Below are 20843 nucleotides of genomic sequence, written 5' to 3' on the forward strand. Positions count from 1 at the left end.
ATGGCTGACGAGAAGAAGGCTGACGCGACTCCCGAGGAGACCCCGGCCAAGGCTCCGAAGGCGACCAAGGCGAAGGCGGCTGCTGCCGACAAGCCTGCCGCCGCCAAGAAGCCGGCCGCTGCCAAGGCGACCACCGAGGCTGCGGCCGAGGAGAAGCCGAAGGCTGCCAAGAAGCCCGCTGCCAAGGCTGCGAAGGCGGAGGCGACCACTGAGGGTGCCGGCGGCACGCTCAAGGTCCACCACCTGCGTCCCGCCCCCGGTGCCAAGACCGCCAAGACCCGCGTGGGTCGTGGTGAGGCGTCGAAGGGTAAGACGGCCGGTCGCGGTACCAAGGGCACCAAGGCCCGGTACCAGGTGCCGGAGCGCTTCGAGGGTGGGCAGATGCCGCTGCACATGCGGCTGCCCAAGCTCCGCGGCTTCAAGAACCCGTTCCGGGTGGAGTACCAGGTCGTGAACCTGGAGAAGCTCGCGGCGCTGTACCCCAACGGTGGCGAGGTCACCGTCGAGGACCTGGTGGCCAAGGGTGCGGTCCGCAAGGGCCAACCGGTCAAGGTTCTCGGTGCCGGTGAGCTCACCGTGAAGCTCTCCGTCGCGGTGGACGCGTTGTCCGGTTCGGCCAAGGACAAGATCCTGGCCGCCGGCGGCAGCATCGCGCAGGACTGAGCCAGTAGACGGGGCCGGTGGGATCTCCCACCGGCCCCGTTGCTGTCTGCACGTTCAGCCACGCCGAGCCACTGGGGCGTCCCGATACCCAGGTGCGGGCGGATGTCCGTTAAGGTTCGGCAGGTAAGTTGTGTCCGGGGCGGTGCTGTGCCCGGAACAGATGGTGTACGACCGGCGTCACGCCGGACCGGACCGGCCCCGCCGGACGACATCCCGCCGCACGGCGGAAGCAGGAGGACAGGTGCTCAGCGCATTCGTGCGGGCCTTCAGGACCCCCGATCTGCGGCGCAAGCTGCTGTTCACGATCGGCATCATGGTCGTGTTCCGGGTTGGTTCGTTCCTGCCCACGCCCGGGGTGTCGTACTCCAACGTGCAGGTCTGCATCGAGCAGGCCGGCTCGGACAGCGGTGTCCTGGGCCTGGTGAACCTGTTCAGTGGTGGCGCGCTGCTGCAACTGTCGGTGTTCGCGCTCGGGATCATGCCGTACATCACCGCCAGCATCATCATCCAGCTGCTGCGCGTGGTCATTCCGCGGTTCGAGGCCCTGCACAAGGAGGGCCAGTCCGGCACCGCGAAGCTGACCCAGTACACCCGGTACCTGACCATCGGCCTAGCCGTGCTGCAGTCGACGACGGTGATCATCACCGCGCGCAACGGTCAGCTGTTCCAGGGCTGCTCCGTCGAGGTCATCCCGGACAGCTCGATCATGACCACCGCGCTGATGATCCTCACCATGACCGCCGGTACCGGCTTGATCATGTGGCTGGGCGAGCTCATCACCGAGCGCGGCGTCGGCAACGGCATGTCCCTGCTGATCTTCACCTCGATCGCGGCCTCGTTCCCGAGCGCCATGTGGTCGATCGCTGGTGGCTCCGGTGGCCTCGGCGCCTTCGCCATCATCATGGTGATCATCATCCTGGTGATCGGCCTGGTGGTCTTTGTCGAGCAGTCGCAGCGTCGGGTTCCGGTGCAGTACGCCAAGCGGATGGTCGGACGTCGCACCTACGGCGGGTCGAGCACCTACATCCCGATCAAGATCAACATGGCCGGTGTGATCCCGGTGATCTTCGCCTCGTCGCTGTTGCAGGTGCCCTCGCTGATCGCCGGCTTCGGTGACCAGACCGCGGGCTGGAAGCAGTGGGTCGCCGTCAACCTGGCTGACCCGGGTGCACCGCTGCACATCGCGTTGTACGTGCTGCTGATCATCTTCTTCTGCTACTTCTACACCGCCATCACGTTCAACCCGGACGAGGTCGCGGACAACATGAAGAAGTACGGCGGCTTCATCCCGGGCATCCGTGCCGGTCGACCGACCGCCGAGTACCTGGACTACGTCATCACCCGGATCACCGCGCCCGGTTCGATCTACCTGGCCCTGGTGGCGCTGATCCCGACCATCGCGTTCATCGTGTTGGGTGTCGGGACGTCGATCCCGTTCGGTGGCTCCTCGGTGCTGATCGTGGTCGGCGTCGGACTGGAGACGGTGAAGCAGATCGAGTCGCAGCTACAGCAGCGGCACTACGAAGGGTTCTTGCGGTGAGTGCACGACTGATCCTGTTGGGCGCACCCGGAGCAGGGAAGGGCACGCAGGCTGCGAAGCTTGCCGAGCGGTTGGGTGTGCCGGCGATCTCCACCGGGGACATCTTCCGCGCGAACATCAAGGGCGGCACCGAGCTGGGCAAGCTGGCGCAGGAGTACAGCTCCCGCGGCGAGCTGGTCCCGGACGAGGTCACTGACTCGATGGTCCGCGACCGGTTGGCTGAGGCCGACGCCGCCGAGGGCTTCCTGTTGGACGGCTACCCCCGCAACACGGCCCAGGTCTCGGCGCTGGACGCCACCCTGACCGACGCGGGGGTCTCCCTCGACGTCGCCCTCGAGATCACCGTCGACCCCGAGGTCGTCGTGCCCCGCCTGCTCAAGCGCGCGGAGATCGAGGGCCGGGAGGACGACACCGAGCCGGTGATCCGCCGCCGCCTGGATGTCTACGCTGAGGAGACCGCGCCGATCTCCGGCCTGTATGCCGCCCGGGGACTGCTGGTCCAGGTGGACGGCATCGGTGAGGTCGACGAGGTGACTGAGCGCCTGCTGGCGGCCATCGAGCCGAAGCTGGGCTGAGATGGCATTCGGCCGCGAGAAGATCGAGCTGAAGACCCCGGAGCAGATCCGACTGATGCGGCGGGCCGGCCTGGTGGTGGCCGAGGCGCTGGCCGCTGCGAAGGCTGCGGCTCGCCCGGGCGCTACCACCGCCGATCTGGACGGGGCTGCGGCTGCGGTGATCGCTCAGGCCGGTGCCACGCCCTCCTTCCTCGGGTACTACGACTACCCGGCGACGATCTGTGTATCGGTCAACGAGGAGGTCGTGCACGGCATCCCGGGTGACCGGGTGTTGCAGCCCGGCGACCTGGTGTCGATCGATTGCGGTGCGATCGTCGAGGGCTGGCACGGCGACTCCGCGCTCTCCCTGGTGTTGGACGACATCGACCCCGCCGATGCTGCGCTGGTCGAGGTCACCCGCAAGGCCATGTGGGACGGGATCGCCGCGCTCTGGGGCGGTGACGGTCTCGCGGATCGGCTGAATGTGGTCGGCGACGCGGTGGAAGACGCCGTGGACGGCTCGGGTATCGGCTACGGCATCGTCGAGGAGTACGTCGGGCACGGGATCGGGTCACAGATGCACCTGCCGCCCGATGTGCTGAACTACCGGGTCCGCGACCGGCTACTCAAGCTCAAGCCGGGGATGTGCCTGGCCATCGAGCCGATGATCACCCGGGGCACGATTGCGACCGAGACCCTGGACGACGACTGGACCGTCATCACTGCCGACGGTTCTCGGGCCGCGCACTGGGAGCACTCCGTGGCGTTGTTCGAGGACGGTCTGTGGGTGCTGACCGCGGACGACGGTGGCCTCGCCGAGCTCGGGGCGCGGGGCGTCCCGGTCGCTGCGCTGGACTGAGCCGGGGACGCGAGCCGGGGGAGGCCTCGGCGTGTCCGCTCGACAAGCACGAACCCGTTTCTCCGAACTGCGTTGATGGCGTATGCTTGTCCGTTGGGTGTGCGCCCTGATGTTGCCGCATGCTCGTCCGTGAGTTTCTCGCCCCTGGGTGAGGCTTGCGCGCGGGTGCGAGCGAGGGCATCGACACCCGCACCACATCCGATGCCACCGGGTCACCGGCCAGGCGGATGGGGAGTTCGGAAGTGAAGCACAACAGTTAGCGGAGGACATGGCGAAGAAGGACGGTGTCATCGAGATCGAGGGCAGCGTGGTCGAGGCTCTGCCGAACGCGATGTTCCGCGTCGAGCTGACGAACGGTCACAAGGTTCTCGCCCACATCTCGGGCAAGATGCGCCAGCACTACATCCGGATCCTCCCCGAGGACCGGGTGGTGGTCGAGCTCAGCCCGTACGACCTGTCCCGCGGGCGCATCGTCTACCGCTACAAGTAAATCGACCGATCGAGCATCGCCGTCGGCTTGGCTGAGAAGTCAGGCGCATCGGCGGCGGAGGAACAGGCCATGAAGGTCAAGCCCAGCGTCAAGAAGATCTGCGACAAGTGCAAGGTGATCCGCCGGCACGGTCGTGTCCAGGTGATCTGCGAGAACCTGCGTCACAAGCAGCGTCAGGGCTGAACTAGCCCCCTGGTGACCCACTGCGGTCACCGTCAGCGCATCGCCGCATCGCGCCACCCCTGGTGGCCCGGTGAACCCCCGGTCCGGAGGCCGGGGCCCGCAGCCAGGCGGGAGGACGATGTGGAAGACCTTCGGACGAAGTACAGGAGCCGTCAGGCACATGGCACGTCTTATCGGCGTTGATCTCCCCCGCGAGAAGCGGCTGGAGATCGCGCTCACCTACATCTTCGGCGTGGGTCGCACCCGCGCCAAGGCCACGCTCGAGGCGACCGGCATCAGCCCGGACGTCCGCGTGAAGGACCTCGATGACGCCCAGCTGGTCGCGCTGCGTGACTACCTGGAGGGCAACTACAAGCTCGAGGGTGACCTCCGCCGTGAGGTTGCCGCCGACATCCGCCGCAAGGTTGAGATCGGCTGCTACGAGGGTCTGCGTCACCGTCGCGGCCTCCCGGTGCGCGGTCAGCGCACCAAGACCAACGCGCGTACCCGTAAGGGTCCCAAGCGCACCGTCGCGGGCAAGAAGAAGGCCCGCTGAGCCAGTCGCACCGGCCCTGGTGCTGATCAGGCACCACCGGGCCAGCGGCTCGCCGCGACCCACAGACCACGTAGACCCGTAGAAAGAACGAGCGAATGCCTCCCAAGACCCGTACTGGTGTGCGCAAGCCGCGCCGCAAGGAGAAGAAGAACATCTCCGTGGGGCAGGCCCACATCAAGAGCACCTTCAACAACACGATCGTCTCGATCACCGACCCGAGCGGTGCGGTGATCTCCTGGGCCTCCGGCGGCGACGTCGGCTTCAAGGGCTCCCGTAAGTCGACCCCCTACGCTGCCGGCATGGCGGCCGAGGCTGCTGCTCGCAAGGCGCAGGAGCACGGCATGAAGAAGGTCGACGTCTTCGTCAAGGGCCCGGGTTCGGGCCGCGAGACCGCGATCCGGTCGCTGACCGCCGCCGGGCTCGAGGTGGGTTCCATCCAGGACGTGACCCCCCAGGCTCACAACGGCTGCCGTCCGCCGAAGCGTCGCCGCGTCTGATCCGTCGTCACGCCGTTCTGCCCTCGACGTGAGGGTGGAACGGCGTGGCTGGCCGTCCGGGTGGACCGAGACCCGCACGACCGTTTGCGTACCTGCGCTGCGTCATATGGCGGACGCACGCTGAGAGGAACACCGAAGTGCTCATCGCACAGCGCCCCACCCTGACCGAAGAGGTCATCTCGGAGAACCGGTCCCGGTTCTCCATCGAGCCGCTCGAGCCCGGCTTCGGCTACACGCTGGGCAACTCCCTGCGCCGGACGCTGCTGTCGTCCATCCCGGGCGCCGCCGTGACCAGCATCCGGATCGACGGTGTGCTGCACGAGTTCAGCACCATCCCCGGGGTCAAGGAGGATGTCACCGAGATCATCCTCAACATCAAGAACCTGGTCGTCTCCTCGGAGAACGACGAGCCGGTCGTGATGTACCTGCGCAAGCAGGGCACCGGTGATGTGACCGCCGCGGACATCGTGCCGCCGGCCGGTGTCGAGGTGCACAACCCCGACCTGCACCTGGCGACGCTGAACGAGAAGGGCAAGCTCGAGATCGAGCTGACCGTCGAGCGCGGCCGTGGCTACGTGTCGGCCAACCAGAACAAGGCCTTCGAGGCCGAGATCGGCCGGATCCCGGTCGACTCGATCTACTCGCCGGTGCTGAAGGTGACCTACAAGGTTGAGGCCACCCGTGTCGAGCAGCGCACCGACTTCGACAAGCTGATCGTCGATGTCGAGACCAAGGCCGCCATTTCCCCGCGGGACGCACTGGCCTCGGCCGGTAAGACCCTGGTGGAGCTGTTCGGTCTGGCCCGTGAGCTGAACGTCGAGGCCGAGGGCATCGAGATCGGCCCGTCCCCGACGGACCAGGCACTGGCCGCCGACCTGGCGTTGCCGATCGAGGACCTGCAGCTGACCATCCGGTCGTACAACTGCCTCAAGCGCGAGGGCATCCACACGGTGGGCGAGCTCGTGGCGCGTTCCGAGGCCGACCTGCTCGACATCCGCAACTTCGGTGCGAAGTCGATCACCGAGGTCAAGGAGAAGCTGGCCGAGCTGAACCTGTCCCTCAAGGACAGCCCGCTCGACTTCGACCCGAGCGCCGCCGCGTACTACGACGGTGACGAGGGCGACTTCAGCGAGGACGAGCAGTACTGACGCCGGGGTGGCGGGCGCCAGCCGCCCGCAAGCCCATCATTGGAACCAAGGAGTAACGACATGCCCACGCCCACCAAGGGTCCCCGGCTCGGTGGCGGTCCGGCGCACGAGCGGCTGATTCTGGCCAACCTGGCCACGGCGCTGTTCGAGCACAAGCGGATCACCACCACCGAGACCAAGGCCAAGCGCCTGCGTCCGTTGGCCGAGCGTCTGATCACCTTCGCCAAGCGCGGTGACCTGCACGCCCGCCGTCGGGTGATGACCGTGATCCGCGACAAGTCCGTCGTGCACACGCTCTTCACCGAGATCGCCCCGGCTGTGGCCGAGCGTCAGGGTGGCTACACCCGGATCACCAAGATCGGCCCCCGCAAGGGTGACAACGCGCCGATGGCCGTGATCGAGCTCGTGCTCGAGCCGCTGTCCCCGAAGCAGTCCGTGGTCCGCGAGGCCACCAAGGCTGCCGAGAAGGCGGCGCCGGTTGAGGACACCGTCGAGGAGTCCGCGACCACCGAGGACACCGCTGCTGAGGCGACCGAGGCTCCGGCCGAGGAGACCAAGGACGACGCCGAGAAGGCCTGAGTCCCGCTGTTCGGCACGAGGCCCGGTTCACCCGCGAGGGTGGGCCGGGCCTCGTCGTGTTGCCGGAGGGCTGGACCTGGGGTCGAGCTCAGTCCGTCCGCAGCTGCCAGGCCCGGACACCGCCGGTGATCCCGGCCTGGTTGGGGACGATCACCACGTCGTCGCCGAGCCGGGCCAGGGTGGTCGCGGTGATCGCGCGAGAGTTGCCACCACCGAGGTAGAGCCGGTCCCAACGGAACACCGGTCGCAGCCCGTCGATCATCCGGCGTACCCGCCGGGACCACATCGCGTCGCCGAGCCGGGCCCGTTGAATCTGACCGATGTACTCGTCGTAGGTCGTCCCGCGGTGCAGGGGTGCATGCGACCACTCGAGGTGCGGGGCCAACCGTCCGCCGTCGAACAGCGCCGACCCGAGTCCGGTGCCCAGCGTCAGCACCAACTCCACCCCGGAACCGGAGACCACCCCGGCCCCGTGGACCTCTGCGTCGTTCAGCACCAGGGCGGGCAGACCCAGCCGGTGCTCGAATGCGGCGCGAATGTCGCAGCCCGACCAGGCCTCGACCAGCTCCGGGTCGACCCGGGTGTGCGGGCCGGAACGGGTGACGTAGTGCGGGGTGGCGACCACGACGCCGTGTCGGATCATCCCGGGCATCCCGACGGTCACCCGGTCCGCGGGGGGTAGTTGCCCGGCGATGTCGGCGATGGTGTCGACCAGGCGCTCCGGCGGCAGCGGGTATGGGGTGGGGACGCGTACCGCGGGGGCGTGCAGCGTGCCGGAGGAGTCGAGCACAGAGGCCTTGATCCCGCCGCCGCCACAGTCGACGGCCAGGGTGTACGGACTGGGGGTCGGCGTGGGCACGGGGTAACGGTAGAGCAGTGGTGGGGCCGTAGGCTCATCCGGTGCTCGCTCTCCCTCTGAACCGTGGCGTGCTGAATCGCGCCTGCGGGGTGCTGATCGGCCAGGCGTGCGGGGACGCGCTCGGGGTGCCTTACGAGTTCGCCGCGCCACCTGGTCCGGGGGAGCAGCCGGAGATGATCGGCGGCGGACTGGGGCCGTATGAGCCGGGGGAGTGGAGCGACGACACCCAGATGGCCGCGGTGATCGCCGGGGTGGCGGCCCAGGGCGGTGGCCTGCGCTCCGAGACCGAGCTGGACCAAATCGCCCAGGGCTTCCTGGACTGGCGCAGGCGCGGTGCGAGCGACATCGGGATGCAGACCGCCGCCGTGCTGGATCGGGCGGCCGAGTGTACGGGTCCAGCGGCGGAACGGTTGCGCGCCTCGGCGTGGAAGCAGTTCGCCGAGACGGGCCGCGCAGCGGGCAACGGTGCCCTGATGCGGACAGCCGTCGTCGGACTGGTCGCGCTGAACAACCGGATGCACACCGCCGCTGCCGCCCGGGCCGTGGCCGAGCTGACCCATGCTGATCCCCTGGCTGGCGACTCCTGTGTGCTGTGGTCCGAGGCGGTCCGGGTGGCCACGAGCGAGGGGCGGTTGGATCTGCGGGGTGGACTCGATCTGCTGCCCGATGACAGTGCCGCTCGCTGGTCCGACTGGATCGATCAGGCTGAACTGGAACAGCCCGCAGTGGATTTGTCTCAGAACGGCTTCACTGTCACCGCGTTGCAGGCGACCTGGCATGTGCCTGCCCCGCAGGACCCACCGAGCACCTCGCCTGCCGAGTCCTCGCAGCGATTCGTCGAGCGGCTGGCCCGCGCGGTGCGGCTCGGCGGGGACACCGACACCGTCGCGGCTATCGCCGGTGGGCTCTTGGGTGCATGGCAGGGGAGCTCGGTCGTGCCGACGCCGATGCGGCGGGCGATCCACGGCTGGCCCGGAGCGGACGCCCGACGTCTCGGGGAGTGGGGCCGGGCGATCGCTCAGGCCGGTGTCACCGCGGAGCGTGAGGATCAGCCCTCCCTGGCGCCGTGGCGGGTCCAGTCCTGCCCGCTGTGCGGGACCCGAGTCGTGCCCTACGCGCGCTATCCGGACCACCTGTGCGCCTGGTGCGCGGACGAGGTGACCGATGAGCACGGTCGACCGGTGCGGCTCTACAACACGTCCTTCGGCGGCGGCTACACCGGGCAGTATCTGGACGGTTCCACCGCATCGCAGGCGGTGCTCGACGGGCGGGTCTGGATCGACGCGGTGGAGTACCGAGCTCAGGAGGCCCGGTTCGGCGGGATCGTGGTCCAGCCACGGCAGGAGGAACGATGACCGCGCAGATCCGGGTGCGGATCGACCTGGCCTATGACGGCACCGACTTTGCCGGGTGGGCGCGCCAGCCGACGTTGCGCACGGTGCAAGGGGTGGTGGAGGACGCGCTGGCGGTGGTGCTGCGTACCGAGCACCGAGGGCAGCCGGTGCCACGGGTGACGGTGGCGGGCCGGACCGACGCGGGGGTGCACGCCCGTGGGCAAGTACTGCATGTCGACATCCCGGAGCCGACCTGGGCGCAGCTGCCCGGGCGCTCGGACTGGAGCCCGGCACAGGCCTTGCTGACCCGGCTGACCGGGGTGCTGCCCGCCGATGTGGTGGTGCGCGGTGTCCGGGAAGCGGCCGAGGGCTTCGATGCGCGGTTCTCCGCGCTGGCCCGGCGCTACGTCTACCGAGTGTGCGACGACCCGGCGCTACGCGATCCGCTGCGCCGCAGCCACGTGCTGTGGAACCGGCGACCGCTGGACGTCGAGGCGATGCACACGGCGGCGCAGCGGGTGCTGGGGCGGCATGACTTCGCGGCGTACTGCAAACCGCGGGAGGGCGCGACGACGATCCGCACCCTGGACGAGCTCAGCTGGCAGCGGCCGGTCGACGGCCTCGACGCCGGTCTGGTGGTGGCCACGGTCCGCGCCGACGCGTTCTGCCACTCGATGGTGCGCGCGCTGGTCGGCGCGAGCCTGGCGGTGGGGGAACACCGGCGGGGGATCGACTGGCCTGCCGAGTTGCTGGTCGGTGGTCGGCGGGACCCGGGCAGTGCGGTGGTGGCCGCGCACGGGCTCACGCTGGAGGAGGTGCTGTACCCCCCGGACGAGGAGTTGGCCGCGCGCGCGGTGCAGACCCGGGCACCGCGGTCAGCCGCTGATGTGCACGCCCCGCCGCTGCCCCGTCCCGGCGACTGATCGGGGCGGAGCAGCGGCGGTGGGTGTGAGGGTCAGAACTCGTCGTCCTCGTCCAGCACATGCACGGCGGCCTCCTCAGCGGAGGCGGCACCCCCGCTGACCCCGGAGTCGATCGCGAACTGGTCGTTGCCACCGGCCTCGACCGCGTCGTCGTCCTCGGCCAGGCGTCCAGCCCGGTCCGGCTGCCGCGCGGGGTCCACCGGCTCGTCGGACTCCCAGACCTCCGGCTCCTCCTCGGCGATCCGCTGGTCGAGGGTCTCACCACGGGACTCCTCCCATGGCGTCTCACCCCAGTGGCTGACCTCCGGGCGTGGGCGGTCGGGCGGGGAGTAGCCCTCGTCCAACAGATCGTCGACGCCCCGGTCAACCAGGGTGTCCTCCTCGGGCAGCTGGTTGGCGTCGCCCTCGGCTCCGGTGGCCGGATCGGTGCTGGTGGCAGGGGTGTCCTCGCTCATTGGACCACCGTGGCACCGACCAGGTCGGCCCGCCAGCGCAGGGGAGTAATCGTTCGCCCACCGGCGCAGGCGCACGGCATGCTGGCCGGCATGGGACACCTCGACGTCAACGGAGTCGGCTTTGTCTTACCCGACGGTCGTCCGCTCCTGCACGAGGTACACCTGCGGGTCGGCGAGGGGCACCGGGTCGCGCTGATCGGCCCCAACGGTGCGGGCAAGTCGACGCTGCTGCGGATCATCACCGGCGAGCTCATCCCCCACACTGGCACCGTGACCCAGTCTGGCGGGCTCGGGGTGATGCGCCAGGACGTCGGGCGGATCGCCGACGACCGTTCGGTGCGCGACCTGCTGGCCGAGCTGACCCCCGGCGCGGTGGGCGCGGCCGCACTGGAACTGTCGGCCGCCGAGCTGGCGATGATGGAGACCGACGACGAGCCCGCGCAGATGCGCTACGCCCAGGCGCTCGCGGACTGGGCGGATGTCGGCGGCTACGAGGTCGAGTCGGACTGGGACCGGGTGACCGACGCGGTGCTGTCCATCCCCTTCGACCGGGCCCAGCACCGCACGGTGCGCACACTGTCCGGCGGTGAGCAGAAGCGGTTGGTGTTGGAGGCGCTGCTGCGCGGTCCGCAGGAGGTGCTGCTGCTGGACGAGCCGGACAACGCACTGGATGTGCCGACCAAGCGGTGGCTGGAACAGCGGTTGATCGAGTCGGAGAAGACCGTCCTGCTGGTCAGCCACGACCGCGAGCTGCTCAGTCGGGTCCCCACCGCGATCGCCACCCTGGAGCCGCGACCGACGGGGGCGGGGATCTGGGTGCACGGTGGCCGCTTCGACACCTACGCCCAGGCCCGCACGGACCGGATGGCCCGCCAGGAGGAGCTGCTGCGCCGCTGGGAGGAGGAGCGCACCCAACTCAAGGAGCTGGTCCTGATGTACAAGCAGAAGGCCGCCTACAACTCCGACATGGCCAGCCGCTACCAGTCGGCGCAGACCCGGCTCAGGCGATTCGAGGAGGCCGGTCCGCCGGAGCAGCTCGCGCGCGAGCAGCACGTCCGGGTACGGCTGCGTGGTGGGCGGACCGCGAAGCGTGCGGTCGTGGCCGAACAGCTGGAACTCACCGGTCTGATGCGCCCCTTCGATCTGGAGGTGTGGTTCGGGGAGCGGGTCGCCGTGCTCGGGTCGAATGGGTCCGGCAAATCGCACTTCCTCCGGTTGCTGGCCGCCGGGGGCACCGACCCTGGTCCGGAGCAGCAGCCGGTGGACTCGTTGCCGATCGATCCGGTGCGGCACAGCGGCACGGTCCGGCTCGGCTCGCGGGTGGTGCCGGGGTTCTTCGCGCAGAACCGGCAGCATGCGCAGGACGCCGAGTTCCGCGACCGCACTCTGCTGGAGATCCTGCACGCGGGGGACGGGCGTCGGCAGGGGATGGGGCGTGAGGCTGCCAGTCGGGCGCTGGACCGGTACGAACTGGTGGCCTCCGCGGAGCAGCGCTACGGGACGTTGTCCGGTGGGCAGCAGGCCCGCTTCCACATCCTGTTGCTGGAACTCGGCGGTGCGACCCTGCTGTTGCTGGACGAGCCCACCGACAACCTGGACTTGCACTCGGCGGAGGCGTTGGAAGCCGGGCTGGAGGCCTTCGAGGGCACGGTGCTCGCGGTGACCCACGACCGCTGGTTCGCCCGGGGCTTCGACCGGTTCCTGGTCTTCGGTGAGGACGGTGCTGTGGTGGAGACTCCGGAGCCGGTCTGGGACGCCGGGCGCGTGGTCCGGGCCAGGTGACCCACCCGACTTTGACCGTCCGGGGGCGCGGCGGCTACCCTGGTGAGTCGTTGTGCGCTCACCCGTGGAGCTCCGGTGCGATCCCACTCGCCCGCTCCCGGTCCGGACGCGCGGCGACCCATTCATCGGCTGGACCCGGCTTCTACGGGCTGCCGTGGACACAGTCAGATAGAAGAGACGAAGGCTACGACCGTGCGCACGTACACCCCGAAGCCCGGCGACGTCCAGCGGAACTGGTACGTCATCGACGCGACCGATGTTGTCCTGGGCCGCCTGGCCACCCACGTGGCGACTCTGCTGCGCGGCAAGCACAAGGCGACATTTGCCCCCCACGTGGACGGCGGTGACTTTGTCATCGTCATCAACGCGGAGAAGGTCGCCCTGACCGGCAACAAGCGTGAGACCAAGCTCGCCTACCGCCACTCCGGTTACCCGGGTGGTCTGCGGGCGACCCCGTACTCCGAGCTGCTCGAGAAGCACCCGGAGCGCGCGATCGAGAAGGCTGTCCGGGGCATGCTCCCGAAGAGCTCCCTCGCTCGCCAGCAGCTGTCCAAGCTGAAGGTCTACGCCGGCGCCGAGCACCCGCACGCCGCCCAGCAGCCCCAGCCCTTCGAGATCACCCAGGTCGCGCAGGGCTGACGCCCGCGACGCGAGAAGACAGGACGCGAGGAATACCAGTGGCCGAGACCACGGTCGACTACGACCTTGAGGGCGAGACCCCCAGCAGCTACACCTCCGAGACCGCCGCTCCGGCCGGTCGCGGGCAGAGCCTGACCGCTCCCGGCCAGGCCCTGGGCCGCCGCAAGGAGGCGATCGCCCGCGTGCGCCTGGTGCCCGGCACCGGCCAGTGGAAGATCAACGGACGCACCCTCGAGGAGTACTTCCCGAACAAGGTGCACCAGCAGCTCGTGAACTCCCCGCTGAAGCTGGTGGAGGTCGAGGGCCGCTTCGACGTCATCGCCCGCATCTCCGGCGGCGGTGTCTCCGGCCAGGCCGGTGCGCTGCGTCTGGGCATCTCCCGTGCGCTGAACGAGATCGACGCCGAGAGCAACCGCCCCGCGCTGAAGAAGGCCGGCTTCCTGACCCGCGACGCCCGCGTCGTGGAGCGCAAGAAGGCCGGTCTCAAGAAGGCCCGCAAGGCCCCGCAGTACTCCAAGCGCTGATCGCAGCGCACGCGGCCGATGGCCCCGAGGGTCCGACCCTCGGGGCCATCGGCCGTTCTGCACCATGCTGTCGTGCGGCCGCTGACGGCCGCTGACAGCGCGTTGATCGAGAGGATCCGCGATGGGACGACTGTTCGGCACCGATGGGGTGCGAGGCCTGGCCAACCGGGACGTCACGGCAGAGGTGGCGCTGGACCTGTCGGTCGCCGCTGCTCATGTGCTCGGTTCCCGGGGTGAGTTCGCCGGACACCGACCCCGCGCCGTGGTCGGTCGCGACCCGCGTGCCTCCGGCGAGTTCCTGTCCGCCGCGGTCTGCGCGGGCCTGGCCTCCGCCGGAGTCGACGTCACCAATGTCGGCGTGCTGCCCACCCCCGCGGTGGCGTACCTGACCAGCTCGCTGGATGTGGACCTCGGCGTGGTGCTGTCCGCCTCGCACAACGCCATGCCGGACAACGGGATCAAGTTCCTGGCCCGCGGTGGTCTCAAGCTGGACGACGACCTGGAGCTGGCCATCGAGGCCCGGCTGCGCGAGGACTGGAACCGTCCGGTCGGCGCCGATGTCGGCCGGATCCGTACCGACACCGGTCGTGCCGGTGAGCAGTACATCGAGCATCTGGTGAACACGATTGGCGGCACCTCCCTGGCCGGGCTGCGGATCGCGGTCGACTGCGCGAACGGTGCCGCCAGTGAGGTCGGCCCCGCGGCGCTGCGTGAGGCCGGTGCGGACGTCGTCGTCATCAACGCCTCCCCGGACGGCCGGAACATCAACGAGGCCTGCGGCTCCACCCACCCCGAGCAGTTGCAGGCCGCCGTGGTGGCCTCCGGTGCGGACCTGGGCGTGGCCTTCGACGGGGACGCGGACCGCTGCCTGGCGGTGGATCACACCGGGACCCTGGTGGACGGCGACCAGATCATGGGCGTGCTGGCCCTGGGTCTGCACGAACGGGGCGACCTGGCGCAGGACACCCTGGTGGTCACGGTGATGAGCAACCTCGGACTGCGGTTGGCGATGCAGGCCGCCGGGGTGCGCACGGTGGAGACCGCCGTCGGCGACCGCTATGTGCTGGAGGAGATGCGCGCGCACGGGTACTCCCTGGGCGGTGAGCAGTCCGGGCACGTGATCCTGGCTGATCACGCCACCACCGGCGACGGCACCCTGACCGCGTTGCAGCTGGCCGCGCGGGTGGCCCGCACCGGGCAGAAGCTCAGCGAGCTCGCCGCCGTGGTGCGCCGCCTGCCGCAAACCCTGATCAACGTGCCCGGTGTCGACAAGGGCCGCGCGTCCGTCGACGAGCCGCTGCTGGCCGCCATCGCCGCCGCCGAGGTCGAGCTGGGTCAGACCGGACGGGTGCTGTTGCGGCCCTCGGGCACCGAGCCACTGGTGCGGGTGATGGTCGAGGCCGCCACCCAGGCCGACGCCGACCGGGTCGCCGGTGGGCTTGCCGACGTGGTGAAGGACCGGCTCGCGCTGTGAGTGACGGACCCGCGACGACCCAGGCGCAGGACAGCGGCTGGCCCGCCGCGCCCGGGTCCGAGCGGGCGCGGCAGTCCACCTGGACCGATGAGGTGCTCCGGGAGCAGGTCGCTGCGGTGCTCGCGCTGGCCGCGCAGGACCCCAGCGGGATCGTGCCGATCGTGCAGGCCGGGCACCCGGCGCTGCGGATGCGAGCGGTGCCGCTGACCGGGCAGCTGGACCCGGACACTCTGGCCGAGCTGATCGCGGTGATGCGCCGCACCATGCACGCCGCCCCGGGTGTCGGGCTGGCCGCCCCGCAGATCGGTCTGCCGATCGCGCTGGCGGTGATCGCCGATCCGGGCGCGGGTGACCCCGAGGTGGCCGCCGTGCGTGAGCGCCCCGAACTGCCGTTCCGCGTGCTGGTGAACCCCCGGTACGAGCCGGTCCCAGGTGAGGACGTGGTGGCGGTGTCCTTCTACGAGGGCTGCCTGAGCGTCGACGGGTACCAGGCGGTGGTGCCGCGACTGCGTCGACTGCGATTGATCTGTGCTGACGAGCACGGCAACGCCGTGGATGAGATCGTGCAGGGCTGGCCCGCCCGCATCGTCCAGCACGAGACCGACCACCTGGCCGGCGTGCTCTACCTGGATCGGGCGCTGACCAGGTCGTTGTCCACCGTTGAGGAGTTCGGTGGGCACTGGGCCGGTGCCCCTCACCCGGACGAAGCCGCCCGAATCCTCGGATTCTGACCCACCGTCATCCCCAGGACGGACCCCACCTGTCCGGAATGTCCGCCGTCGGACCGATTCCCCCGAGGGAGACCCCGAGGCACGATAGGGGGAACACCGGGGGTGTGTGGGGGCGTTCCCCCATGCCAACCCAGCCGCCGGGCCACCTACCGTGCAAGCGGTAGCGAATCAGGACACGGGAGGCCAGCGTGCTACAGGAATGGATCACGGCGATCGAGGGGTGGATCCCCGCGATGGCCGGATCGCCGTGGGTCTATCCGGCGCTGACCCTGTTCGCCATGATCGACGGGTTCTTCCCGCCCATCCCGTCGGAGTCGGTGGTGATCGCCCTCGCCTCGCTGTCGGTGTCCCACGGGCAGCCGAACCTGCTGCTGATCGCGCTTGCTGGTGCGGTCGGGGCGTGGACCGGCGACCAGATTGCGTACCAGATCGGGTCCAAGGTGAATGTGCACCGGATCCGGTTCTTCCGCAGTGAGCGGGGTGCCAAAGCGCTGGCTTGGGCCGAGCACGCTCTCGCCCACCGGGGGTCGTCCTTCATCCTCGCGGCCCGGTACATCCCCATCGGGCGGGTCGCGGTGAATATGACCGCCGGAGCGTTGGGCTACCCGCGTCGACGGTTCATGGGGCTGACGGCGCTGGCCGGGGTGACCTGGGCCGCCTACGGCACGCTGATCGGACTCGGTGCGGGGGTCTGGCTGGCGGACCATCCGGTGATCGCAGTGGTGGTCGGTGTGGTGGTCGGCACCATCGTTGGGCTGGCCATCGACTGGGTGCTGCGTCGGTTCACCCGGGTCGGGGAGGTGCCCGCGGACCCCGCTGTCGAGCGCACTGCGGCCGCCCCGGAGGTCGTGACCGGCCCGGTGGCGACGATGGCAGCCACGCCGGTGCCACCGGTGGACGGGTCGATCCGTGTGTCGGCAACCGGGAACACGCGCACCTGATCCCGCGGCCCGGGGCGTCCCGGTGACGCACCTCACCCCTGCGGTCACAGCCGGGCAACGATCCCCGGGTTCGGCGTCACGATCCGGTCTCACCGGGATCGACCGCCCGCCGGGCTGCCTACTCTCGTCCGGGACCACAGCGCTGTCGTCCCACCGAGCCCCGCCGGGGCCCGGGTCTGGGCGACGGCGGAAGGCGGACGGGCGTGAAGCGGGTGCACGCGATCACGATGGCGGCGGCAATGGTCGTCGGCATCGGCGGCTGCACCGTGGACGCGGGTCCGTTGCCGGCACCGAGCGCCTCACCCACGGACACCTCCGCGCGGACCATGACCGGACCGGACTGCCTCGCCCCGCAGGTGCTGTCGGTGCTCGGCTTCGAGGCTGATGAGCGGGACCGGGCTGGATCGCACCCGGACGCTCCGGACGCCGGACCGGTCCCGGAGGACCTCAGCCCGGTGCTGGTGGTCGAGTGCACCACCGGGGAGACCCTGACCGACAGCGCCGGTCAATGGCAGGCCGTGACCGCCATCCGCCGTGAGGGCGATCTGGACCCGCTGCTCGCGGCGCTCACCCCGGTCGGGTCGCCGTCACCCAGCGTGACCTGCGCCCCCGGCGGTCAGCGCTCCGACCTGTGGCTGGTCGACTCGATGGGCGACGCGGTGCGGGTGGCCGTACCCGGCGCGGTCTGCGGGCGACTCTCGGCAGCAGTGCGTGAGGCGCTGGACAGCCTGGACGCAGTGGACGAGGAGCACTACCCGGTCCACCTGATCAGCCCGCGCGAGACCGCCGGCTGACTCAGAGCTTGCGCAGCCGCACCCGTCGCACGGCGTGATCGCGGCCCTTGGTCAACACCAGCGTCGCCCGGCTGCGGGTGGGCAGGATGTTCTGCACCAGGTTCGGGGAGTTGATCGCGTCCCAGATGCTCGACGCCTTCGCCACCGCCTCGTCGTCGGTCAGCCCGGCGTACCGGTGAAAGTACGACTCAGGTTGGCTGAACGCGGTCGAGCGCAACGACAGGAACCGGTCGATGTACCACTGCCGCACATCCTCGGTGCGGGCGTCGACGTAGATCGAGAAATCGAAGAAGTCACTGACCGCCAGATTGCTGGTGCTGCCGGCGCTGGCCGGCCGGGCGGGCTGCAGGACGTTCAGCCCCTCCACGATCAGCACGTCCGGGCGGCGGACCACCACCTCAGCGCCGGGCACGATGTCATAGGTCAGGTGGTCGTACACCGGGGCGCGGACCTCGGCGTGGCCGGCCTTCACCTGCGCGACGAACTGCAACAGCTTGCGCCGGTCGTAGGACTCCGGGAAGCCCTTGCGGTCCATCAGGCCCCGACGTTCCAGCTCGGCATTCGGGTACAGGAACCCGTCCGTGGTCATCAGGGCGACATTCGGCGTCGCGGGCCAACGGGCGATCAGCTCGCGCAACAGCCGCGCGGTGGTCGACTTGCCGACCGCCACCGACCCGGCGACCCCGATCACATAGGGCGTGCGCGGGGTGTCCTCCCGCAGGAACGTCGACGAGGCCGCGTGCAGGCGACGGGTAGCGGTGATGTACAGGTCCAGTAGCCGGGACAGCGGGCGGTAGATCGCATCCACTTCCGCCAGGTCGATCGGGTCGCCCAGTCCGCGCAGCCGGGTGACGTCGTCGTCGCCGAGCGGGAGGGGAGTGGATTCCGAGAGTCGGACCCAGGCCTCCCGGTCCAGGTCGACGAACGGGGAGGAGCTGACGGCTGCGTCGGTTCGCACCGGATGATTCTGCCCGACCGGGAGCGATGCTGTGGTGCGGGCGGCCCGATCCGGACCGTTTAGACTCGCGGCCATGTGTGGAATCGTCGGGTACGTCGGAGCGCACCAGCCGGATGACCAGCCGCTGGAGGTCGCCCTGGAGGGGCTGCGTCGCTTGGAGTACCGGGGGTACGACTCCGCCGGGGTCGCACTCGTCACGCCGGAGGGCCTGGCGACCGCCAAGAAGGCCGGCAAGCTGGCGAACCTGATCGGCGAGCTGGAGAGCCACCCGCTGCCGCCGTCGACCGCCGCGATCGGCCACACCCGCTGGGCCACCCACGGTGGACCCACCGACGTCAACGCGCACCCGCATGTCGCCGGGAAGATCGCGGTCATCCACAACGGCATCATCGAGAACTTCGCCACGTTGAAGGAGGCGCTGCTCGCCGAGGGCGTGCAGCTGCTGTCCGAGACCGACACCGAGGTGGTCGCGCACCTGCTGTCCGCCGCCTACGAGGAGTCGAAGGACCTGGCCGAGGCGATGCGCACCGTCGTGCGTCGCCTGCACGGCACCTTCACCCTGCTGGCCGTACACGCGGACCACCCGGACACCGTGGTCGGTGCCCGGCACGACAGCCCGCTGGTGGTCGGCCTCGGCGACGGCGCGAACTACATGGGGTCGGATGTCGCGGCGTTCATCGCCCGCACCGACCGGGCGCTGGAGCTGGCCCAGGACCAGGTCGTCACCATCACCCCGCACGCGGTGGTCGTGACCGACTTCGACGGGAACTCGGCCGAGGGCCGCGAGTACACCGTCGACTGGGACGCCGCCGCGGCGGAGAAGGGCGGATTCCGCTCCTTCATGGACAAGGAGATCGCCGACCAGCCGCAGGCGGTGGCCGACACCCTGCTCGGTCGCACGGACACCTCCGGCAAGCTGATCCTGGACGACCTGCGGATCGACGAGTCGGTGCTCCGGTCGGTGGACAAGATCATCGTGATCGCCTGCGGCACCGCCGCCTACGCCGGACACGTCGCCAAGTACGCCATCGAGCACTGGTGCCGGATCCCGGTCGAGGTCGAGCTGGCGCACGAGTTCCGGTACCGCGACCCGATCGTCAACGCCCGGACCCTGGTGGTCGCCATCTCCCAGTCCGGCGAGACGATGGACACCCTGATGGCCATCCGGCACGCCCGGGAGCAGGGCGCCACGGTGCTAGCCATCTGCAACACCCACGGCTCGACCATCCCGCGCGAGTCCGACGCGGTGCTCTACACCCACGCCGGGCCGGAGGTCGCCGTCGCGTCCACCAAGGCGTTTTTGGCTCAGATCACCGCTGCCTACCTGCTCGGCCTGTACCTGGCGCAGCTGCGCGGCAACAAGTTCTCCGACGAGATCGGTGAGATCCTCGGCGACCTGCGCGCGATGCCCGGCAAGATCCAGGAGGTGCTGGACCGTTCCGAGCGCGTGCGGGAGATCGCCCGCTGGATGGCCGACACCTCCTCGGTGCTGTTCCTCGGTCGGCACGTCGGCTTCCCGGTGGCGATGGAGGGCGCGCTCAAGCTCAAGGAGCTGGCCTACATCCACGCCGAGGGGTTCGCCGCCGGTGAGCTCAAGCACGGACCCATCGCGCTGATCGAGCCCGGGCAGCCGGTGTTCGTGATCGTGCCCAGCCCGCGCGGTCGGGACTCGCTGCACTCCAAGGTGGTCTCCAACATCCAGGAGATCCGCGCCCGCGGTGCCCGCACCCTGGTGATCGCCGAGGAGGGCGACGAAGCGGTGCGCGCCTTCGCGGACGAGGTGTTCTACGTGCCGCAGTCGCCGACCCTGCTCGCCCCGCTGCTGTCGGTGGTGCCGTTGCAGATCTTCGCCTGCGAACTGGCCACCGCCCGCGGCCTCGACGTCGACCAGCCGCGCAACCTGGCGAAGTCGGTCACGGTCGAGTGATCGTCGGCGTCGGGATCGACGTGGTGGACATTGCCCGCTTCATCGCCACGGTGGAGCGGGTGCCCGCGCTGCGCACCCGGTTGTTCACCCCGGACGAGCGCGACCTGCCCGACGCGTCGCTGGCGGCCCGGTTCGCCGCGAAGGAGGCGATCGCCAAGGCCCTGGGAGCGCCCGGTGGCATGCGTTGGCAGGACGCGACCGTGCGCCGGGTGGTCGGCGCGCAGCCCGTGGTCGAGGTGACCGGCACCGTTCAAGCCCGCGCGGACGAGCTGGGCGTGACCCGATTCCACCTCTCGCTCTCGCACGACGCGGGGATCGCCAGCGCCATGTGCGTGGCCGAGCGCGCCTGACTCCCGCGTACGCGCGGGCCTGCGCGCTCACCCGCACCGCTTCCCGACCGCTCCGTCCGGCCGAATCCCGACCGCCTGCGCCGGGTGCGCACACTCCAGCGCCC

Annotated in this window: 24 protein-coding genes; 21 read left to right on the forward strand and 3 right to left on the reverse strand. The window is 69.9% G+C overall.

Annotated elements, in window-relative coordinates:
• The 10 genes from rplO to rplQ all read left to right on the forward strand — a co-directional run bounded on the left by rplO (nt 1) and on the right by rplQ (nt 7048).
• Nucleotides 1-663 (forward strand): 50S ribosomal protein L15, encoded by a 663-nt coding sequence (gene rplO, locus AB0N78_RS04650; protein ID WP_363386399.1) that lies wholly within the window; start codon nt 1-3, stop codon nt 661-663.
• A gap of 241 nt (nt 664-904) precedes the next feature.
• Nucleotides 905-2203 (forward strand): preprotein translocase subunit SecY, encoded by a 1299-nt coding sequence (secY, locus tag AB0N78_RS04655; protein ID WP_363386401.1) that lies wholly within the window; start codon nt 905-907, stop codon nt 2201-2203.
• Nucleotides 2200-2778, forward strand: a complete 579-nt coding sequence (locus tag AB0N78_RS04660; RefSeq protein ID WP_363386403.1) for an adenylate kinase — start codon at nt 2200-2202, stop codon at nt 2776-2778. The genes secY and AB0N78_RS04660 overlap by 4 nt, the downstream gene beginning before the upstream one ends.
• A gap of 1 nt (nt 2779) precedes the next feature.
• Nucleotides 2780-3616: a type I methionyl aminopeptidase gene (map, locus tag AB0N78_RS04665; protein ID WP_363386405.1), complete on the forward strand. Its 837-nt coding sequence runs from the start codon at nt 2780-2782 to the stop codon at nt 3614-3616.
• A gap of 268 nt (nt 3617-3884) precedes the next feature.
• Entirely contained in the window at nt 3885-4106 is a 222-nt protein-coding gene (gene infA / locus AB0N78_RS04670; protein ID WP_013770189.1) for a translation initiation factor IF-1, read from the forward strand.
• Between the two features lie 69 nt (nt 4107-4175).
• A complete protein-coding gene (rpmJ, locus tag AB0N78_RS04675) occupies nt 4176-4289 on the forward strand; it encodes a 50S ribosomal protein L36 (protein WP_013117849.1) in 114 nt (37 codons plus the stop codon).
• A 160-nt stretch (nt 4290-4449) separates the two neighbouring features.
• On the forward strand, nt 4450-4824 hold the full coding sequence (gene rpsM, locus AB0N78_RS04680; protein WP_363386408.1) for a 30S ribosomal protein S13: 375 nt from the start codon (nt 4450-4452) through the stop codon (nt 4822-4824).
• 95 nt (nt 4825-4919) lie between these two features.
• Nucleotides 4920-5321: a 30S ribosomal protein S11 gene (gene rpsK / locus AB0N78_RS04685; RefSeq protein ID WP_168630736.1), complete on the forward strand. Its 402-nt coding sequence runs from the start codon at nt 4920-4922 to the stop codon at nt 5319-5321.
• Between the two features lie 137 nt (nt 5322-5458).
• Nucleotides 5459-6469, forward strand: a complete 1011-nt coding sequence (locus tag AB0N78_RS04690; protein ID WP_363386410.1) for a DNA-directed RNA polymerase subunit alpha — start codon at nt 5459-5461, stop codon at nt 6467-6469.
• A 60-nt stretch (nt 6470-6529) separates the two neighbouring features.
• Nucleotides 6530-7048, forward strand: a complete 519-nt coding sequence (gene rplQ / locus AB0N78_RS04695) for a 50S ribosomal protein L17 (protein ID WP_363386412.1) — start codon at nt 6530-6532, stop codon at nt 7046-7048.
• 88 nt (nt 7049-7136) lie between these two features.
• Here the strand turns inward: rplQ and AB0N78_RS04700 are convergent, their stop codons facing one another.
• On the reverse strand, nt 7137-7907 hold the full coding sequence (locus AB0N78_RS04700; RefSeq protein ID WP_363386414.1) for an ROK family protein: 771 nt from the start codon (nt 7905-7907) through the stop codon (nt 7137-7139).
• Nucleotides 7908-7948: 41 nt separating this feature from the next.
• Here AB0N78_RS04700 and AB0N78_RS04705 point away from each other — a divergent pair, with 41 nt between their 5' ends.
• Together AB0N78_RS04705 and truA are read left to right on the forward strand one after the other, a co-directional pair.
• Nucleotides 7949-9262: an ADP-ribosylglycohydrolase family protein gene (locus AB0N78_RS04705; protein ID WP_363386416.1), complete on the forward strand. Its 1314-nt coding sequence runs from the start codon at nt 7949-7951 to the stop codon at nt 9260-9262.
• Nucleotides 9259-10164, forward strand: coding sequence for a tRNA pseudouridine(38-40) synthase TruA (gene truA / locus AB0N78_RS04710; protein WP_363386418.1), 906 nt, complete (start codon nt 9259-9261; stop codon nt 10162-10164). The genes AB0N78_RS04705 and truA overlap by 4 nt, the downstream gene beginning before the upstream one ends.
• Before the next feature lie 32 nt (nt 10165-10196).
• Here the strand turns inward: truA and AB0N78_RS04715 are convergent, their stop codons facing one another.
• The gene (locus tag AB0N78_RS04715) at nt 10197-10619 is read right to left on the reverse strand and encodes a DUF5709 domain-containing protein (RefSeq protein WP_363386420.1); all 423 of its coding nucleotides are present in this window, start codon (nt 10617-10619) and stop codon (nt 10197-10199) included.
• 90 nt (nt 10620-10709) lie between these two features.
• Here AB0N78_RS04715 and AB0N78_RS04720 point away from each other — a divergent pair, with 90 nt between their 5' ends.
• The 7 genes from AB0N78_RS04720 (at nt 10710) to AB0N78_RS04750 (ending at nt 17504) form a co-directional block, all read left to right on the forward strand.
• Nucleotides 10710-12401 (forward strand): ATP-binding cassette domain-containing protein, encoded by a 1692-nt coding sequence (locus tag AB0N78_RS04720; protein ID WP_363386422.1) that lies wholly within the window; start codon nt 10710-10712, stop codon nt 12399-12401.
• Between the two features lie 192 nt (nt 12402-12593).
• On the forward strand, nt 12594-13040 hold the full coding sequence (rplM, locus tag AB0N78_RS04725) for a 50S ribosomal protein L13 (protein WP_168630743.1): 447 nt from the start codon (nt 12594-12596) through the stop codon (nt 13038-13040).
• Between the two features lie 38 nt (nt 13041-13078).
• The gene (gene rpsI / locus AB0N78_RS04730; protein ID WP_169166324.1) at nt 13079-13564 is read left to right on the forward strand and encodes a 30S ribosomal protein S9; all 486 of its coding nucleotides are present in this window, start codon (nt 13079-13081) and stop codon (nt 13562-13564) included.
• Between the two features lie 121 nt (nt 13565-13685).
• A complete protein-coding gene (glmM, locus tag AB0N78_RS04735; RefSeq protein ID WP_363386425.1) occupies nt 13686-15038 on the forward strand; it encodes a phosphoglucosamine mutase in 1353 nt (450 codons plus the stop codon).
• Entirely contained in the window at nt 15035-15769 is a 735-nt protein-coding gene (locus tag AB0N78_RS04740; protein ID WP_363386427.1) for a peptide deformylase, read from the forward strand. The genes glmM and AB0N78_RS04740 overlap by 4 nt, the downstream gene beginning before the upstream one ends.
• Before the next feature lie 188 nt (nt 15770-15957).
• Nucleotides 15958-16710 carry a DedA family protein gene (locus AB0N78_RS04745; protein WP_363386429.1) on the forward strand — a complete coding sequence of 251 codons (753 nt, stop codon included), beginning with the start codon at nt 15958-15960 and terminating at the stop codon, nt 16708-16710.
• Nucleotides 16711-16913: 203 nt separating this feature from the next.
• On the forward strand, nt 16914-17504 hold the full coding sequence (locus tag AB0N78_RS04750) for a hypothetical protein (RefSeq protein ID WP_363386431.1): 591 nt from the start codon (nt 16914-16916) through the stop codon (nt 17502-17504).
• A gap of 1 nt (nt 17505) precedes the next feature.
• Here AB0N78_RS04750 and coaA read toward each other — a convergent pair whose 3' ends face one another.
• Entirely contained in the window at nt 17506-18462 is a 957-nt protein-coding gene (coaA, locus tag AB0N78_RS04755) for a type I pantothenate kinase (RefSeq protein ID WP_363386433.1), read from the reverse strand.
• A gap of 73 nt (nt 18463-18535) precedes the next feature.
• Here coaA and glmS point away from each other — a divergent pair, with 73 nt between their 5' ends.
• Together glmS and AB0N78_RS04765 are read left to right on the forward strand one after the other, a co-directional pair.
• Nucleotides 18536-20389 carry a glutamine--fructose-6-phosphate transaminase (isomerizing) gene (gene glmS / locus AB0N78_RS04760; RefSeq protein ID WP_363386435.1) on the forward strand — a complete coding sequence of 618 codons (1854 nt, stop codon included), beginning with the start codon at nt 18536-18538 and terminating at the stop codon, nt 20387-20389.
• A complete protein-coding gene (locus AB0N78_RS04765) occupies nt 20386-20739 on the forward strand; it encodes a holo-ACP synthase (protein WP_363386437.1) in 354 nt (117 codons plus the stop codon). Before glmS ends, AB0N78_RS04765 begins: the two co-directional genes overlap by 4 nt.
• Nucleotides 20740-20843: the final 104 nt, after the last annotated feature.

It is taken from the genome of Cellulomonas sp. NPDC089187 (assembly GCF_040685135.1).
Taxonomy (GTDB): Bacteria; Actinomycetota; Actinomycetes; order Actinomycetales; family Cellulomonadaceae; genus Cellulomonas.

Bases quoted from the DNA above. Each gene is read 5' to 3' on its own strand.
- glmS (WP_363386435.1), top strand. From the start codon at position 18,536: ATGTGTGGAATCGTCGGGTACGTCGGAGCGCACCAGCCGGATGACCAG.
- AB0N78_RS04715 (WP_363386420.1), bottom strand. From the start codon at position 10,619: ATGAGCGAGGACACCCCTGCCACCAGCACCGATCCGGCCACCGGAGCC.
- glmM (WP_363386425.1), top strand. From the start codon at position 13,686: ATGGGACGACTGTTCGGCACCGATGGGGTGCGAGGCCTGGCCAACCGG.
- map (WP_363386405.1), top strand. From the start codon at position 2,780: ATGGCATTCGGCCGCGAGAAGATCGAGCTGAAGACCCCGGAGCAGATC.
- rplO (WP_363386399.1), top strand. From the start codon at position 1: ATGGCTGACGAGAAGAAGGCTGACGCGACTCCCGAGGAGACCCCGGCC.
- rpsM (WP_363386408.1), top strand. From the start codon at position 4,450: ATGGCACGTCTTATCGGCGTTGATCTCCCCCGCGAGAAGCGGCTGGAG.
- rplQ (WP_363386412.1), top strand. From the start codon at position 6,530: ATGCCCACGCCCACCAAGGGTCCCCGGCTCGGTGGCGGTCCGGCGCAC.
- AB0N78_RS04720 (WP_363386422.1), top strand. From the start codon at position 10,710: ATGGGACACCTCGACGTCAACGGAGTCGGCTTTGTCTTACCCGACGGT.
- truA (WP_363386418.1), top strand. From the start codon at position 9,259: ATGACCGCGCAGATCCGGGTGCGGATCGACCTGGCCTATGACGGCACC.
- rpmJ (WP_013117849.1), top strand. From the start codon at position 4,176: ATGAAGGTCAAGCCCAGCGTCAAGAAGATCTGCGACAAGTGCAAGGTG.
- rpsK (WP_168630736.1), top strand. From the start codon at position 4,920: ATGCCTCCCAAGACCCGTACTGGTGTGCGCAAGCCGCGCCGCAAGGAG.
- infA (WP_013770189.1), top strand. From the start codon at position 3,885: ATGGCGAAGAAGGACGGTGTCATCGAGATCGAGGGCAGCGTGGTCGAG.